General features: G+C 68.5%; 14 protein-coding genes. 7 read left to right on the forward strand and 7 right to left on the reverse strand.

Translation table 11 applies throughout. The features are described from left to right. Nucleotides 1–147: 147 nt before the first annotated feature. Nucleotides 148–2,811: a DNA polymerase I gene (gene polA / locus HQ325_RS10215; protein WP_222629200.1), complete on the forward strand. Its 2,664-nt coding sequence runs from the start codon at nt 148–150 to the stop codon at nt 2,809–2,811. 75 nt (nt 2,812–2,886) lie between these two features. Here the strand turns inward: polA and trxA are convergent, their stop codons facing one another. Both trxA and HQ325_RS10225 read right to left on the reverse strand, forming a co-directional pair. Continuing rightward, nucleotides 2,887–3,258, reverse strand: a complete 372-nt coding sequence (gene trxA / locus HQ325_RS10220; protein ID WP_222628620.1) for a thioredoxin — start codon at nt 3,256–3,258, stop codon at nt 2,887–2,889. Between the two features lie 116 nt (nt 3,259–3,374). Continuing rightward, nucleotides 3,375–4,373 (reverse strand): GlxA family transcriptional regulator, encoded by a 999-nt coding sequence (locus HQ325_RS10225; protein ID WP_222628622.1) that lies wholly within the window; start codon nt 4,371–4,373, stop codon nt 3,375–3,377. A gap of 82 nt (nt 4,374–4,455) precedes the next feature. Here HQ325_RS10225 and HQ325_RS22415 point away from each other — a divergent pair, with 82 nt between their 5' ends. Continuing rightward, nucleotides 4,456–4,581: a hypothetical protein gene (locus HQ325_RS22415; RefSeq protein ID WP_261777789.1), complete on the forward strand. Its 126-nt coding sequence runs from the start codon at nt 4,456–4,458 to the stop codon at nt 4,579–4,581. 2 nt (nt 4,582–4,583) lie between these two features. Then, nucleotides 4,584–5,477, forward strand: a complete 894-nt coding sequence (locus tag HQ325_RS10230) for a DMT family transporter (RefSeq protein WP_308014333.1) — start codon at nt 4,584–4,586, stop codon at nt 5,475–5,477. Here HQ325_RS10230 and HQ325_RS10235 read toward each other — a convergent pair. Further along, nucleotides 5,467–6,009, reverse strand: a complete 543-nt coding sequence (locus HQ325_RS10235; RefSeq protein WP_222628624.1) for a 2'-5' RNA ligase family protein — start codon at nt 6,007–6,009, stop codon at nt 5,467–5,469. The genes HQ325_RS10230 and HQ325_RS10235 overlap by 11 nt on opposite strands. Before the next feature lie 20 nt (nt 6,010–6,029). Between HQ325_RS10235 and HQ325_RS10240 the strand changes: the two genes are divergently transcribed. Beyond that, nucleotides 6,030–7,166 (forward strand): isocitrate/isopropylmalate dehydrogenase family protein, encoded by a 1,137-nt coding sequence (locus tag HQ325_RS10240; protein WP_222628626.1) that lies wholly within the window; start codon nt 6,030–6,032, stop codon nt 7,164–7,166. A 4-nt stretch (nt 7,167–7,170) separates the two neighbouring features. Here HQ325_RS10240 and HQ325_RS10245 read toward each other — a convergent pair whose 3' ends face one another. Next, a complete protein-coding gene (locus HQ325_RS10245) occupies nt 7,171–7,983 on the reverse strand; it encodes a class I SAM-dependent methyltransferase (RefSeq protein WP_222629206.1) in 813 nt (270 codons plus the stop codon). Between the two features lie 356 nt (nt 7,984–8,339). Here HQ325_RS10245 and rpsA point away from each other — a divergent pair, with 356 nt between their 5' ends. After that, the gene (rpsA, locus tag HQ325_RS10250) at nt 8,340–9,818 is read left to right on the forward strand and encodes a 30S ribosomal protein S1 (protein WP_027506761.1); all 1,479 of its coding nucleotides are present in this window, start codon (nt 8,340–8,342) and stop codon (nt 9,816–9,818) included. Between the two features lie 168 nt (nt 9,819–9,986). On the opposite strand, the gene HQ325_RS10255 is transcribed toward rpsA, so the two are convergent. Beyond that, the gene (locus HQ325_RS10255) at nt 9,987–10,217 is read right to left on the reverse strand and encodes a hypothetical protein (protein WP_081821417.1); all 231 of its coding nucleotides are present in this window, start codon (nt 10,215–10,217) and stop codon (nt 9,987–9,989) included. Nucleotides 10,218–10,386: 169 nt separating this feature from the next. On the opposite strand from HQ325_RS10255, the gene coaE reads away from it, so the two are divergent. Next, a complete protein-coding gene (gene coaE / locus HQ325_RS10260; protein ID WP_222628629.1) occupies nt 10,387–11,604 on the forward strand; it encodes a dephospho-CoA kinase in 1,218 nt (405 codons plus the stop codon). A 7-nt stretch (nt 11,605–11,611) separates the two neighbouring features. Here coaE and HQ325_RS10265 read toward each other — a convergent pair whose 3' ends face one another. Next, on the reverse strand, nt 11,612–12,133 hold the full coding sequence (locus HQ325_RS10265) for a DUF402 domain-containing protein (protein ID WP_222628632.1): 522 nt from the start codon (nt 12,131–12,133) through the stop codon (nt 11,612–11,614). A 23-nt stretch (nt 12,134–12,156) separates the two neighbouring features. Beyond that, on the reverse strand, nt 12,157–13,680 hold the full coding sequence (locus HQ325_RS10270) for an ATP-dependent DNA ligase (protein WP_222628635.1): 1,524 nt from the start codon (nt 13,678–13,680) through the stop codon (nt 12,157–12,159). 109 nt (nt 13,681–13,789) lie between these two features. Here HQ325_RS10270 and uvrB point away from each other — a divergent pair, with 109 nt between their 5' ends. Continuing rightward, nucleotides 13,790–15,952, forward strand: coding sequence for an excinuclease ABC subunit UvrB (gene uvrB / locus HQ325_RS10275; protein WP_222628638.1), 2,163 nt, complete (start codon nt 13,790–13,792; stop codon nt 15,950–15,952). Nucleotides 15,953–16,006 lie beyond the last annotated feature (54 nt).

A 16,006-nucleotide genomic window follows, 5' to 3' on the forward strand; every position in this document is an offset into this window, starting at 1 on the left:
CGGGCTCCGGGTATCGAGAACGGCCGCTTCGATTTCTTCGATGTTTCAGTCTTGTTTCGAAGCGGCCGACCGCCGACCACGCTCGTGTCGGTCGGCGTCCCTAGACTGACCCGCGTGAGTCCAGTAACCGAGTCCTCGCCCCTCCTGATGCTGATCGACGGTCACTCGGTGGCGTACCGCGCCTTCTACGCTCTGCCTGCCGAGAACTTCAAGACCACCAGCGGGCAGACCACCAACGCGGTGTACGGGTTCACCTCCATGCTCATCAACCTGCTGCGGGACGAGGCGCCCACGCACGTCGGCGCGGCCTTCGACGTCTCGCGACAGACCTTCCGGGCGGACAAGTTCCCGGAGTACAAGGCCAATCGCATCAAGACGCCCGACGAGTTCGCGGGCCAGATCGACATCACGAAGGACGTCCTCGGAGCGCTGGGCATCCCGGTGATGGCGGAGCCGGGGTTCGAGGCGGACGACATCATCGCCACCCTCACCACGCAGGCGGTCGCGGCGGGGTATCGGGTGTTGGTGGTCACCGGCGACCGGGACTCGCTGCAATTGGTCAACGACCAGGTGACCGTCCTCTACCCGCGCAAGGGCGTCTCGGACCTGACGCGATTCACGCCGGCTGAGGTCGAGAGCAAGTACGGACTCACCCCGGCCCAGTACCCGGACTTCGCGGCCCTGCGCGGCGACCCCAGCGACAACCTTCCCGGCATCCCGGGGGTGGGGGAGAAGACCGCCACCAAGTGGATCCGGGAGTACGGCAGCCTCGAGGACCTCGTCGACAAGGTCGACACCGTGCGCGGCAAGGTCGGCGACGCGCTGCGCGCCAATCTCTCCAGCGTCGTCCTCAATCGCCAGCTCACCGAGATGGTGCGCGACGTCCCTCTGCCGTACACACCGGATCAGCTTCAGCTGGCGCCGTGGGACCGCGAGCGGGTGCACGCGCTGTTCGACGATCTCGAGTTCCGCGTGCTCCGCGATCGGCTCTTCGCCACCCTCTCGTCGACCGAGCCGGAGGCGGAGGAGGGCTTCGAGGTGCGGGGCCGCGCGCTCGAACCGGGCGAGCTCGCCGAGTGGCTCGAGACGCACACGCAGGACGGTGTCCGCACCGGGCTCTCCGTCGTGGGGACGCGGTCCCCGTTCGACGGTGACGCGTCGGCCGTCGCATTCGCGTCGGCGGACGGGGAGGGTGCCTACGTCGAGACCATCGGGCTCACCGCCGAGGACGAGCAGGCGCTCGCGACGTGGTTCGCGAACGAATCGCGGCCCAAGGCGCTCCACGAGGCCAAGTGGGCGTTGCATGCGCTGCGCGGTCGCGGATGGCCCGTCGCGGGGCTGACCAGCGACACCGCACTCGCGGCCTACCTGGTCCGACCGGGACAGCGGAGCTTCGCGCTCGACGACCTGTCGCTGCGGTACCTCAAGCGCGAACTGCGCATCGAGGACGCCGGCGACGCCCAGCTGTCCCTCCTCGACAGCGAGGACGAGACGCAGGCGGCGGTGGCCGAGGGGGAGATCCTACGAGCGCAGGCGGTGCTCGATCTCGCGGACGCGCTCGACCGAGAGCTCGACGAGATCGAGTCCGCGCCGCTGCTGTCCGACATGGAGCTGCCGCTGCTCGGCGTGCTCGCCACCGTCGAGAACACCGGTATCGCGATCGACCTCGATCATCTGCACGATCTGCAGAGCCAGTTCGCCGGGGAGGTGAGCGTCGCCGCCGAGGCGGCCTACGCGGTGATCGGCAAGCAGATCAACCTCGGTTCGCCCAAGCAGTTGCAGGTGGTCCTGTTCGACGAGCTCGACATGCCCAAGACCAAGCGCACCAAGACCGGCTACACCACCGACGCCGAGGCGTTGCAGACGATGTTCGAGAAGACCGAGCATCCCTTCCTGCGGCACCTTCTCGATCACCGGGACGCCACGCGGCTCAAGGTGACGGTCGACGGTCTGCTGAAGTCGGTCAGCGACGACGGGCGCATCCACACCACGTTCAATCAGACCATCGCCGCGACGGGTCGGCTCTCCTCCACCGAGCCCAACCTGCAGAACATTCCGGTCAAGACGTCCGCGGGGCGACGCATCCGGGAGGGATTCGTCGTCGGCGAGGGCTACGACTCGCTGATGACGGCGGACTACAGCCAGATCGAGATGCGGATCATGGCGCACGTCTCCAAGGACGAGGGGCTCATCGAGGCTTTCAACACCGGCGAGGACCTGCACAGCTTCGTCGGGTCGCGCGCCTTCGGGGTCCCCATCGACGAGGTGACGCCGGAATTGCGCCGCCGGGTCAAGGCGATGTCGTACGGACTGGCGTACGGGCTCAGCGCCTACGGCCTCTCGCAGCAGCTCAAGATCTCCACCGAGGAGGCCAAAGAGCAGATGGAGGCGTACTTCTCCCGCTTCGGCGGGGTGCGCGACTACCTGCACGAGGTCGTGGAGGCGGCGCGCAAGGTCGGCTACACCTCGACTCTCTACGGGCGTCGCCGCTACCTGCCGGACCTCACGAGCGACAATCGCCAGCGCCGCGAGGTCGCCGAGCGTGCGGCCCTCAACGCCCCCATCCAGGGCACCGCGGCCGACATCATCAAGGTCGCGATGATCGACGTCCAGCTCGGGTTGGTCGAGGCCGGGCTCACCTCGCGGATGCTCCTCCAGGTGCACGACGAACTGGTGCTCGAGGTCGTCGAGTCCGAACGCGCCGAGGTCGAGGCGCTGGTCCGCGACAAGATGGCGCACGCCATCGCGCTGTCGGTGCCGCTCGACGTCTCCGTCGGAACGGGTCGCACCTGGGACGACGCCGCACACTGAGCCGACCGCACGACGGCGGGCGACGGAGATATTCCGTCGCCCGCCGTCGTGAGTGCAGGTGTCAGCCCGCGGTGGTCATTCGGTTGCGGTCTGCTGCTCCGCGATCTGCTTGCGGACGTCGTCCATGTCCAGGCCCTTGATCTGGCCGACCAGATCCTCGAGCGCGGCCTGCGGGAGTGCGCCCGGCTGCGCGAAGACGAGGACACCCTCGCGGAAGGCCATGAGTGTGGGGATCGAGCGGATGTTCGCGGCGGCGGCGAGCCCCTGCTCCGCCTCGGTGTCGACCTTGCCGAACACGACGTCGGGGTGCTGCTCCGACGACTTCTCGAACGTCGGGGCGAACTGCTTGCACGGTCCGCACCAGTCGGCCCAGAAGTCGACCAGAACGACGTCGTTGCCGGTGACGGTCTCGTCGAAGTTCTGCTGGGTGAGGGTCTGCGTTGCCACGAGGATCCTTTCGTCGTGTGTGCCGACCCACCTCGTGTGGGCTCCGGCATGTGTTCTGTCCACCGTCAACAGGTGGACCCGCGCCGTCATTCCCGCGCTGGATCGGATCGGGTCGATCAGACCGGGGCGGGCGCCGCTCGGAAGGTGCGCCGGTAGGACTGCGGTGTGGTGCGGCGGAGCCGCAGGAAGTGCTGGCGCAACACCGCCGCGGAACCGAATCCCACGGTGCCCGCGACGGCGTCCACCGACAGGTCACTGGACTCGAGAAGTCGCTGCGCCTCGAGGACGCGCTGATCGCTGATCCAGCGTGCCGGGGTGGTGCCCGTCTCCGCCTGGAACCGGCGAGCGAAGGTGCGGGCCGACATCGAGACGCGTGCTGCCAGGACGTCCACGGTGAGGTCCTCGCGGAGGTTCTCGGCGATCCAGTCGATGAGCGGGGCGAGGGTGTCCGAGTCGCAGGTGGGAACGGGTACCGCGACGTACTGGGCCTGCCCGCCGTCACGGTGCGGCGGCACCACCATGCGTCGTGCGATGCCGTTGGCCACCGCGGCACCCTGCGTGGACCGCACGATGTGCAGGCACAGGTCGATCCCGGCAGCGGTGCCCGCGCTGGTGTAGACGTTGTCGTCCTCGACGTAGAGCACGTTCGAGTCGATCGTGGCGTCGGGGAAGCGCTCGGCCAGGCGCGCTGCGTGTCGCCAGTGGGTGGTGCACCGACGTCCGTCCAGCAGTCCCGCCTCGCCGAGCACGAAGGCGCCGGTGCACAGGCTCGCGACACGCGCGCCTCTCGCCACGGCAGCGCGCAACTTGTCGGCCAGCGGCTCGAGGTCGTAGCCGTCGCCGGTGCCGCAGGCGAACGTGCCGTCCGGCGCCGTCGCGGTGCCACCCGCGGACATGATGATCAGATCCGCGTCGTCGAGTCGATCGAGGTCGTAGGGCACGTCGATGGAGTAGCCGAACCGAGTGCGGATCGGGTCGGGGACGGCCGCGATCAACGAGAAGTCGTAGACCGGCAGTCCGTCGTCCGACCGGTCGAATCCGAAGACCTCGCACGCGACGCCCAGTTCGAACGCCTCGGTCAAGGGCATGAGCGGAACGACCACCTTCGTCAGCATGTGCCTAGTATGGCAGGAAAACGACGAAATATGTCATTACTGCCACTGTTCCCGGAATCCGCTGCGGCGGAGTATTTCTCGCATGACCTTCCTCCTCGTTCTCGCGACACTCCTGCTCCTCCTCACGGTCCTCGCCGCCCTCGCACTGGCGGATCGGACACCCGACACCCATGCCGAGGTGACCCGCCACGGCGACTACCGTTTCTGATCGTGCTCGTACTGCAGTTTCTGGCCGCCGCGGCGGTGTGGGGCGCGAGCTTCCTGTTCATGAAGGTGGGCCTCGAGGGTCTGAGCTTCGTCCAGGTGGTGCTCGCGCGACTCGTCCTCGGTGCGGCCACGCTGCTGATCCTGTTGCGCCCCATGCATGTTCGACTCCCGCGGCGAGGAGTCGTATGGCTCCACTCGGTGTTCCTCGCGGTGGTGCAGTGCATCCTCCCGTGGTTGCTGTTCGCGTGGGCGGAGCAGGAGATCGACTCGGCCACGGCCTCCATAGTCAACGCGACGACGCCGCTCATGACGACGGTGCTGGCCTTCGCGGTTCTTCCTGCCGAACGGCCGACTCTGCTGCGCGCCGCGGGCCTCCTGATCGGCTTCGCCGGCATCGTCGTGGTGTTCGCGCCGTGGGAGAGCGGGCTGAGCGGCAGCCCGCGTGCGCAGCTGGCCTGCCTCGGCGCCACCGCGTCCTACGGTGTCGCGCTGGTGTACCTGCGCCGGTTCGTCATCCCACTGGGTGTGCCGTCGTTGGCGGTGGCGACGATGCAGGTCGGTGTCGCCGCGGTGATGATGCTGGTCGCGGCACCCGTCGTGGCGAGCGACGCGGTGCGTCTCGACGTGCCCGTCGTCGCGTCCATGCTCGCGCTCGGCTGTGCCGGCACCGGGCTGGCATTTCTGTGGAACACGAATGTCGTGACGGGATGGGGACCGTCCGCCGCGTCGACCGTGACGTACCTCAGTCCCGTCGTCGGCATCGCGCTCGGCGCCCTGGTGCTCGACGAGTCGGTCACCGCGAACGCGGTGCTGGGTACCGCGCTCATCATCGTCGGGGTGGTGGTCACGACGAGGCGACGAGGCGCCCCGGTGGCCGCGCCTCCGGTCACCCGATGAGCCAGTCGGCTCTCGCGTCGCCGTCCCAACGGCGGACGGCCGACACCTCGGCGTCGACGTCGTGAAGATCGGTCACGAGATGCGATGCCGCGGAACCGATGTCCTCGGGACGCGCGCGCATCGCCAGGGTCACGTGCGGAGTCCAGTGCCCGGGGTGGAGGTGCGGTGGGATGCCGGGGGAGTCGGCGAGCACCTCGTGCACACGCGCGTGCAGATCCAGGAGAGCCGCGGTCGGCACGACGGACCGGGCCAGGACCGCCCGCGATCCGCCGAAGACCACCAACCCGCCGAGGCGTACCGACTCGGGGAACCGCCACGACCCGGCGTCGCGTCCGTCGGCGATCAGAGCGGCGAGCCGGTGCTCGGCGACGTCGTCGATCCTCGACGCGACCGCGATGGTGACGTGCGGACGGTTGGACGCCCCCGCATGCCGAGCCTGGCTCGGCAGGCCCAGCTCGGCGAGGTAGTTCCACTCGCGCCGGATCGCATCGTCACTGCGCTCGTCCAGGAGGAGTTCCACCGACTGCACCATGATGAGTAATGATGGCGGCCATGACGAGTGCAGCGCATCCCGGGGCCTCACACCCCCACGACTCCGGTGCCGGTTCGCGCCGCGCACCGCACCGCATCGGTGTCCTGCACGGCGACGGAATCGGCATCGAGATCGTTCCCGGGACCGTGCAGATCGTCGATGCGGCCGTGCAGGCGCTGGGTGCGACGCCCGTCGAGTGGGTGGAGCTGCCCTTCGGTCGTACGGCACTCGACGAGTTCGGCGACGCGGTACCGCCGCGCACGCTGAGCGCGTTGGCCGAGCTGGACGCCTGGGTCCTCGGCCCGCACGACAGCGCGTCCTACCCCGAGGAGACGCGGGGGCAGCTGACGCCGGGTGGTCGCATCCGCAAGGAGTTCGATCTGTACGCGAACATCCGGCCGGCGCGCGCGTTGCCGGGCGTACGGGCGACGAGTCCGCAGATGGACCTGGTCGTCGTCCGGGAGAACACCGAGGGCTTCTACGCCGACCGCAACATGGCGATCGGGTCCGGAGAGTTCATGCCCACCCCGGACGTCGCTCTGGCCGTCGGCGTCTTCACTCGTCGAGCGTGCGAACGCATCGCCGAGCAGGCATTCACCCTCGCGGAGACCCGTCGGCGGCACGTGACCGTGGTGCACAAGACGAACGTGCTGCGGCTGACCACGGGACTGTTCAAGGATGTGTGCATGGAGGTGGCCGAGCGGCACCCCGACGTCGAGGTGGACCACGAACACATCGACGCCCTCACGGCGAAGCTCGTCCGGTCGGGGGAGACCTTCGACGTCCTGGTGGCCGAGAACATGTTCGGAGACATCCTGTCCGACCTCACCGGCGAGTTGGCCGGATCGCTCGGGACGGCACCGTCGATCAACGCCTCGGACACCAAGGTGATGGCCCAGGCCGCCCATGGCGCGGCCCCCGACATCGCGGGCCGCAACCGCGCCAACCCGACGGCGCTGCTGCTGTCGGTGGCCGCGATGCTCGAACACCTCGCGGCGGGACCCGGGCCCGCCGATCACGCACGGGTGGGTGAGCGGATCCGCGCGGCGGTCGAGGCGACCATCGCCTCGGGAGTCGGTACCGCGGACATCGGGGGACTCGCGTCCACGAGCGAGTTCCTCGAGACGGTCGACGCCCACGTGGTGCGCGGACTCTGACGGGTCAGGCGGTGCAGCAGAAGATCGCGGTGCCGGGGAAGAGCTCTCCACGCAACGGCGACCACTGACCCCACTCGCGATCGAGCCACTCCGGCCAGTCGGGTTCGACGATGTCGACCAGAGTCAGCCCGGCGGCGACGATCTCGCGGACGCGGTCGCCCACCGTGCGATGGTGCTCGACGTAGGTGGCGGTGCCGTCGGGATCGAACTCCGCGTACGGCGTGCGGTCGAAGTAGGGGATGGTCGCGGTCAGCCCGGCCGGGCCCGGATCGTCCGGGAAGATCCACCGCATCGGGTGGTTGACCGAGAACACCCACCGTCCGCCGGGTCGCAGCACGCGCCGGACCTCGCGCATGACCCCGGCGGAGTCGGCGACGAACGGGATCGCGCCGAAGGCAGAGCACACCGCGTCGAAGGACGCGTCGGCGAACGGCAGGTTCTCCGCGGAGGCCTGGATCAGCGCGGGTGACGGACTGCCGGGGGACGATGCCTCGCGGGCCGTGATCGCCGCAGCGCCGTGCGCCAGCATCCCGGCCGAGATGTCGAGGCCCGTCGCGCGGGCACCGTGACTGGCCAACCAGCGCGAGCAGGGTGCGGATCCGCATCCGATCTCGAGCACGTCACGCCCCTCGACGTCACCGAGCAGGTGCACGTCACCCTCGTGCAGGCCCTCGGGGCACCACACGAACTCGCCGGCCTCGCTCGTCACGCCGAGGAAGTCGCCGTGGGTGCGGTGGTACTCGTCGGAATCCTGATCCCACCAGGACCGGGACGCTCGCTCGGAGGATCGGGAGTCGACGCGGCGGCGACCGGGCAGCGGCTCCGCGGAGGCCGCGTAGGCGGCGGGAGCGTGGCCGGGTGTGGACCCGGTCGGACGTGCCGGAACACCGAGATCGCCGGGGGTTTCTGTGGACACGCGCAACACGGTAACCGGGTTTGCTCGGTGCGCGGGGCACCGAGTAGTCTTCGATACGCGAATGTCTGTCTTCGCGTGCACGTGGTCGGACTCCCGCTCTTAGGCGAGGGTCCGCGGCGTGTCCGAGAGGACGTCATCGTGTCTCGTCTCCCAGCGCTCAAGATACGGCAGCACGCGTGTCCTGTCCGCAGGAAGAACGAGTCTGTCCGACCGAACATCCATCCACCGACCCCAACCCGTCCGGAGCAACTCACCACATGGCCTCATCCACCGTCACCTCGCCGCAGGTAGCCGTCAACGACATCGGCTCCGCCGAGGATTTTCTCGCCGCGATCGACGCGACGATCAAGTACTTCAACGATGGCGACATCGTCGAGGGCACGATCGTCAAGGTCGACCGTGACGAGGTCCTGCTCGACATCGGTTACAAGACCGAAGGCGTCATCCCCTCTCGAGAGCTCTCCATCAAGCACGACGTCGACCCCAACGAGGTCGTCTCCGTGGGCGATGAGGTCGAAGCTCTCGTCCTCACCAAGGAGGACAAAGAGGGTCGTCTGATCCTGTCGAAGAAGCGCGCACAGTACGAGCGCGCCTGGGGCACCATCGAGGAGCTCAAGGAGAAGGACGAGGCCGTCAAGGGCACCGTCATCGAGGTCGTCAAGGGTGGACTCATCCTCGACATCGGTCTCCGTGGCTTCCTTCCCGCATCGCTCGTCGAGATGCGTCGTGTCCGTGATCTCCAGCCGTACGTCGGCAAGGAGATCGAGGCCAAGATCATCGAGCTCGACAAGAACCGAAACAACGTCGTCCTCTCGCGCCGTGCATGGCTCGAGCAGACGCAGTCCGAGGTGCGCAGCGAGTTCCTGCACCAGCTCCAGAAGGGCCAGGTCCGCAAGGGCGTCGTGTCCTCCATCGTCAACTTCGGCGCGTTCGTCGATCTCGGCGGAGTCGACGGCCTGGTCCACGTGTCCGAGCTGTCCTGGAAGCACATCGACCACCCGTCCGAGGTCGTCGAGGTCGGCACCGAGGTCACGGTCGAGGTTCTCGACGTCGACCTGGACCGCGAGCGTGTCTCCCTGTCGCTCAAGGCGACGCAGGAAGACCCGTGGCGTCAGTTCGCCCGTACCCACGCGATCGGTCAGATCGTCCCGGGCAAGGTCACCAAGCTGGTTCCCTTCGGTGCGTTCGTGCGCGTCGAAGAGGGCATCGAGGGCCTGGTCCACATCTCCGAGCTGGCCGAGCGCCACGTGGAGGTCCCGGACCAGGTCGTCACCGTGGGCGACGACGCGCTCGTCAAGGTCATCGACATCGACCTCGAGCGTCGCCGCATCTCGTTGTCGCTGAAGCAGGCCAACGAGGACTACAGCGCCGAGTTCGATCCGTCCAAGTACGGCATGGCCGACTCGTACGACGAGCAGGGCAACTACGTCTTCCCCGAGGGCTTCGATCCCGAGACCAACGAATGGCTCGAGGGCTTCGACAAGCAGCGCGAGGAGTGGGAAGGCCGCTACGCCGAGGCGGAGCGTCGCCACAAGATGCACACCGCGCAGATGGAGAAGACCGCAGCCGACGAGGCGCAGGAAGCTGCCAACGCAGCGGCCGGCTACTCCTCGGAGACCGGTACCCCGTCCGCACAGGGTGCACCGGCGGCAGCAGCTCCCGAGTCCACCGGCGGATCGCTCGCCAGTGACGCTCAGCTCGCCGCTCTGCGCGAGAAGCTGTCCGGCGGAGCCTGATTCGCCGACCCGGCGGAGCATGATCCGCTGAACGAGAGAAGCCCCGAACCGCACAGGTTCGGGGCTTCTTCCGTTCGTGGCGCCGGCGCCCGACCGGCTCCTCACACGAGAGAAGGCCCGATCCGCGCAGGATCGGGCCTTCTCTCGTGTGGTCGGTGGTGCGGTGGGTCAGCTCGCTGCGGCTGCACTCCAGCCGGTGCCCATCTGCACGCCGCGCTTGCGCATGGACGCGAAGCTGTGGCGGGCAGGGCTGATGAGCGAGGTGAACCAGTTGCGGCGATGTTCCGCCAGCGCATCGGCGACCTGAGGGATCAGGATGCAGTGGACGCCGTCGGACATGCCCAGGCGGTGCCGTCCGGACTGCATCCGACCGACTCCCTCTCCCGCAATGGTGTTCATGCCCGTCCTTTACCTGTCGAGTACCGTCTCGCGGAGCCTTCCGGAGAAAGTACGAAAGCCTGTTGTGCGCCTCGAAGATAACCGACAGGTTGGGAAACATGGTGCATTTGAGACTGGTGATTCGCGGCGTGTTGATGCGCCGCGCGCCCGACTCGGCCACACTGGGTGCGTGTTGAGAATCGGATTGACCGGTGGAATGGGCGCGGGGAAGTCGACGGTGTCACGCACACTCGCCGATCTCGGCGCCGTCGTGGTGGACGCCGACACGATCGCGCGGGAGGTCGTGGAGCCGGGCACGCCCGGGCTGGCGGCCCTCGTCGAGCGCTTCGGCGGGGACATCCTGGCGGACGACGGCAGCCTGAATCGACCGGCGTTGGCGGCCAAGGCCTTCGGGGACGAGGAGTCCCGCCTCGCACTGAACGGCATCCTGCACCCCTTGATCGGACAGCGCACCACCGAGCTCGTCGACAGCGCTCCGCCGGACTGCGTCCTGGTGCACGACATCCCGTTGCTCGTCGAATCCCGCACCGCGGCAGCGTTTCACCTCGTCGTCGTCGTCCACGTCGAGGCGGAGGAGCGGGTACGACGGCTGGTGGCCTCGCGCGGATTGAACGAGGACGACGCTCGCGCCCGCATCGCAGCCCAGGCGACGGACGAACAGCGCCGCGCCGCCGCCGACGTGTGGCTCGACAACTCCGGGACACCGGAAGCGTTGGAGGCCACCGTCCGTGAGCTCTGGGCCGATCGTCTCGAGCGCTTCGCGGCCAACCTCCGCTCGGAGACCGTGGCCCGGACCGCCCCCCACGTGGTGCCCGCCGACCCGACGTGGCCCGCGCAAGCGCAGCGCGTGATCGATCGTGTGCGCCTCGCCTGCGGCGACCGAGCGCTGCGGATCGATCACATCGGATCCACTGCGGTTCCCGATTTCCCGGCGAAGGACGTCCTCGACATCCAGGTGACGGTGGCGGATCTCGCCACCGCGGACGCACTGCGCGATCCGTTGACGGCGGCCACCTTCCCGCGCATCGAACACATCACGGCTGACGACCCGAAGCCGTCGGCGGTGCCGGGGGAAGCGGATCCGGCGTTGTGGGAGAAGCGTCTGCACGGCGCCGCCGACCCGGGCAGACCGGTGAACATCCACCTCCGGGTCGACGGGTACCCCGCACAGGTCTTCGCGCTCATGTTCCGAGACCGGCTCCGCGCCGACCCCGCCGCTCGGGAGGCCTACCTCGAGGTGAAGACCCGTGCTGCCGCGCGCGCCGCGGACCACGGCGAGTACGCGGACGCCATCGAGGCGTACGTGGGGGAGAAGGCGCCGTACTTCGACAGCGTGTACCCCGAGGTCGTGGAGTGGGCGGCTCGGACGGGGTGGACCGCGGACTGACCGCTCCTCAGCGATCCGCCCAGTGGGTCGGCATACCGAGAGCGGCGAGCCACCCGTCCAGGTCGTGGTTCGCCGCCGCGATCCCGTCCACGGCCGTGGACGCCCGACGGATGGCGGCCTCCGTCGTCCGCGCGTCGAGCAACCCGGTGCTGTGTGCGACGAGCAACTCGTCGACGTCCAGCAGCTCGGCATCGCGGCCGGTCCGGACGACGATGTCGAGGTAGTGGTCGACCGAGTGCCACACGTCCCCGTCGCGGACGAACTCGCCGATGTCGACGTAGTGGTTCTGGTCGCGGACATGCGTGGGCAGGTAGTGGAAGATCGACGCGCGGATACCCAGGCTGGGCACGATCCACGACTCCAGGTAGTCGAAGGACGGGTGGTCCGACGGACGGGCCATGTAGAGCCCCCAGTCGGTCGTCTCGTACACGTCGACCGGGCGGACGAACCCTTTCGGATCGGTGTTGGTGCGTCCCGCGACGTCGAACACCTCGACCTTCGGTGGGTGCACGTGTGCCAGACCCGTCATGGTCCGCACCGTACCGCGCACCGTCACGGAGCGGGCGGCGCGAACATGCAGCGCACGCCGTCGAGCGTGTCGGCGTCCGCAGCCACCTTGTCGTCGCGGTAGCGGACCACGCGCGCGAATCGGAGTGCGATGCCGCCCGGATAGCGGGAGGAACGCTGCAGTCCGTCGACCGCGATCTCGACGACCTGCTCGGGTCGCACGTGCACCACGTGCGAGGTCCGTCCCGTCTCGAGAGCCAGGAACCGCTCCGTCTGCCAGGCGAGCATCTCGTCGGTCATGCCCTTGAAGGTCTTGCCCAGCATCACGAACCCGCCGGCAGGATCCACTGCGCCCAGGTGGATGTTGGACAGCAGACCGGACCGGCGACCGGATCCCCACTCGACTGCGAGCACCACCAGGTCGAGCGTGTGCACCGGCTTCACCTTGACCCAGGCGGCGCCGCGCCGTCCCGCGTCGTACGGCGCATCGAGGTTCTTGACGACCACACCCTCGTGACCGGACGCGACCGCCGACGCCGCGAACGAGTCCGCGGCCTCGAGGTCGGCCGTCACCAGCCGCGGCACCCTGTTGCCCTCCGGGATCAGAGCGTCGAGAACGGCCAGCCGCTCGTGCAGCGCACGGTCCAGCAGGTCCTCACCGTCCAGGTGCAGGATGTCGAAGAAGAAAGGCGTCACGGCCACACCCGTCGACTGCGCCGTGCGGGACGCCGTCTCCTGGAAGGCCCGCGGACGTCCCTGTTCGTCCAGGGCCAGTGCCTCGCCGTCGAGCACCACGGAGGTGAGCGGCAGGGCGCGCACGAACTCGACGACCTCGGGCAGGCGTGCGGTGATGTCGTCGAGACTGCGGGTGCTGACCGAGACGTCCTCACCGCGACGGTGGACCTGCACACGGATGCCGTCCAGCTTGGTGTCGAGCGCCACGGCGCCGGCGGAGCCACCGGCCGCCTTCGCCACACCCTCGGCCACGGTGGGGGCGCTGGATGCCAACATGGGGAGCACCGCTCGGCCCACGGTCAGTCCCAGCTCCGCGAGTGCCGCAGACCCGCCGGTGAACGCGGCCGTCGCGGCCGTCACCGTGGATCCCGACAGCATCGCGGCCCGGCGCACCTCGGGGAGTGGGACGTCGGCCGCGGCCGCGACGGCTTCCTGCACCAGCGCGTCGAGCGCACCCTGACGGACCTCACCGGTGACCACGCCGCGCAGCCAGGTCTGTTCCGTGTCGGTGGCGCTGCCGAACAGAGCGGACACCGCCGCCGCGCGTGCTGCCTGCGATCCCGGACCCGCCATCGTCGAGACGGCGTCGAACGCCGCGTCGACGGCGGCGACCGTCAGCGTCGGTGCGTCGGCGGCCGGGGGGAGAGTGGCGACGCTGCGCCACCCCAGGCCGGTACGGCGTTGACGCAGAGTGCCCGACGCGTAGAGCGTCACCAGGGCGACCTCCTCGGGAGCGCACTCGGACAGCAGCGCGGCGAGCGCCACGACCTTGGCCTTGCGGGACCGGGTGGCGGCCACCGTGGCCGAGGTCTCGACGACGCGTGCGAGCAGCATGGGCCCATTGTGACGCGCAGGTCCGACAGCGACGGTCGGTGTACCCGCGGCCGGGTCGTGTGACCCGCCGAACGGCGACTGTGTCGGTGGTCGGGCCTACTCTGGTGGTATGGCTTTTGCAGCTGAACAACCCGTCCTGGCGCACTCCGAGTTCCGTCCCGTGGGCGACATCGAGCGCAGCGATCGTCCCTTCGAGGTGGTCAGCGAGTACAGCCCTGCGGGCGATCAGCCGACAGCCATCGCGGAGCTGACCAAGCGGGTCCAGGCGGGCGAGAAGGACATCGTGCTCCTGGGCGCCACCGGCACCGGAAAGTCGGCCACCACCGCGTGGTTGATCGAGCAGGTGCAACGGCCCACGTTGCTCATGGCGCCCAACAAGACGTTGGCTGCGCAGTTGGCCAACGAACTGCGAGAGATGTTGCCCAACAACTCCGTCGAGTACTTCGTCTCGTACTACGACTACTACCAGCCCGAGGCCTACATCGCCCAGACCGACACCTACATCGAGAAGGACTCGTCGGTCAACGACGACGTCGAGCGGCTCCGTCACTCGGCGACGGCGAATCTGCTGTCCCGTCGCGACGTCGTGGTGGTCGCCTCGGTGTCGTGCATCTACGGTCTCGGCACGCCGCAGTCCTACGTGGACCGCTCGGTGCATCTCGAGGTGGGGCAGGAGGTTCCGCGCGACAAGTTTCTCCGACTCCTGGTCGACGTGCAATACACCCGCAACGACATGGCGTTCACCCGCGGATCGTTCCGGGTGCGCGGCGACACCGTCGAGATCATCCCGTCCTACGAGGAACTCGCCGTCCGCATCGAGTTCTTCGGTGACGAGATCGAGGCGCTGTACTTCCTGCACCCCCTCACCGGTGACGTGGTGCGCCAGGTCGACAGCGTGCGCATCTTCCCGGCGACCCACTACGTCGCCGGGCCCGAGCGCATGGAGCGTGCGGTGCGGGACATCGAGGCCGAGCTCGAGGAGCGGCTCGCCGATCTCGAGGGCAAGGGCAAGCTGCTCGAGGCCCAGCGACTGCGCATGCGTACGCAGTACGACCTCGAGATGATCAAGCAGGTCGGCTTCTGCTCCGGCATCGAGAACTACTCGCGCCACATCGACGGGCGGCCTGCCGGGACGGCGCCGGCCACACTCATCGACTACTTCCCGGACGACTTCCTGCTCGTCATCGACGAGTCCCACGTGACGGTGCCCCAGATCGGTGCCATGTACGAGGGAGACATGTCGCGCAAGCGCAACCTCGTCGAGTTCGGGTTCCGGCTCCCGTCGGCCACCGACAACCGCCCCCTGACGTGGGAGGAGTTCACGCAGCGCATCGGGCAGACGGTCTACCTTTCTGCCACCCCCGGCAAATACGAGTTGGGACAGAGCGGCGGTGAGGTCGTCGAGCAGGTCATCCGCCCGACCGGCCTGGTCGACCCGCAGATCGTGGTCAAGCCCACCAAGGGCCAGATCGACGACCTGGTGCACGAGATCCGCCAGCGCACCGAGAAGGACGAGCGCATCCTCGTCACCACGCTGACCAAGAAGATGGCGGAGGATCTCACCGACTACCTTCTCGAGCTCGGTATCCGGGTGCGCTACCTGCACTCCGACATCGACACGCTTCGACGCGTCGAGCTGCTGCGTCAGCTTCGGCTCGGTGAGTACGACGTGCTCATCGGCATCAACCTGCTCCGTGAGGGTCTCGACCTTCCGGAGGTCTCTCTCGTCGCCATCCTGGACGCCGACAAGGAGGGGTTCCTGCGCAGCGGAACCAGTCTGGTGCAGACCATCGGCCGTGCCGCTCGAAACGTGTCCGGCCAGGTGCACATGTACGCCGACAAGATCACCGACTCTATGCAGTACGCCATGGAGGAGACCGAGCGTCGCCGCGCCAAGCAGATCGCCTACAACGAGAAGATGGGCGTGGATCCGCAGCCGCTGCGCAAGAAGATCGCGGACATCCTCGACCAGGTGTACGAAGAGGCGGAGGACACCGAGGCCACCGTGGACATCGGTGGATCGGGCCGCAACGCGAGCCGTGGCCGGCGGGCGCCGGGCGAGGCGGGGCGTGCGGGCAGCAGCGGTGTGGTGGATGGACGCGACGTCTCGACCATGCCGCGCGCCGAGCTGGCCGACCTGGTCAAGCAGCTCACCGATCAGATGATGAACGCGGCGCGTGAGCTGCAGTTCGAGCTGGCGGGCCGTCTGCGCGACGAGATCCAGGACCTCAAGAAGGAGCTGCGCGGGATGGACGCCGCGGGCCTGTCCTGATCCGTCCTCGCACACGAGAGGGCCCGGCACCGACGGACACGGTGCCGGGCCTCG

Source organism: Rhodococcus sp. BP-349 (assembly GCF_019835845.1).
Taxonomy (GTDB): Bacteria; Actinomycetota; Actinomycetes; order Mycobacteriales; family Mycobacteriaceae; genus Rhodococcoides.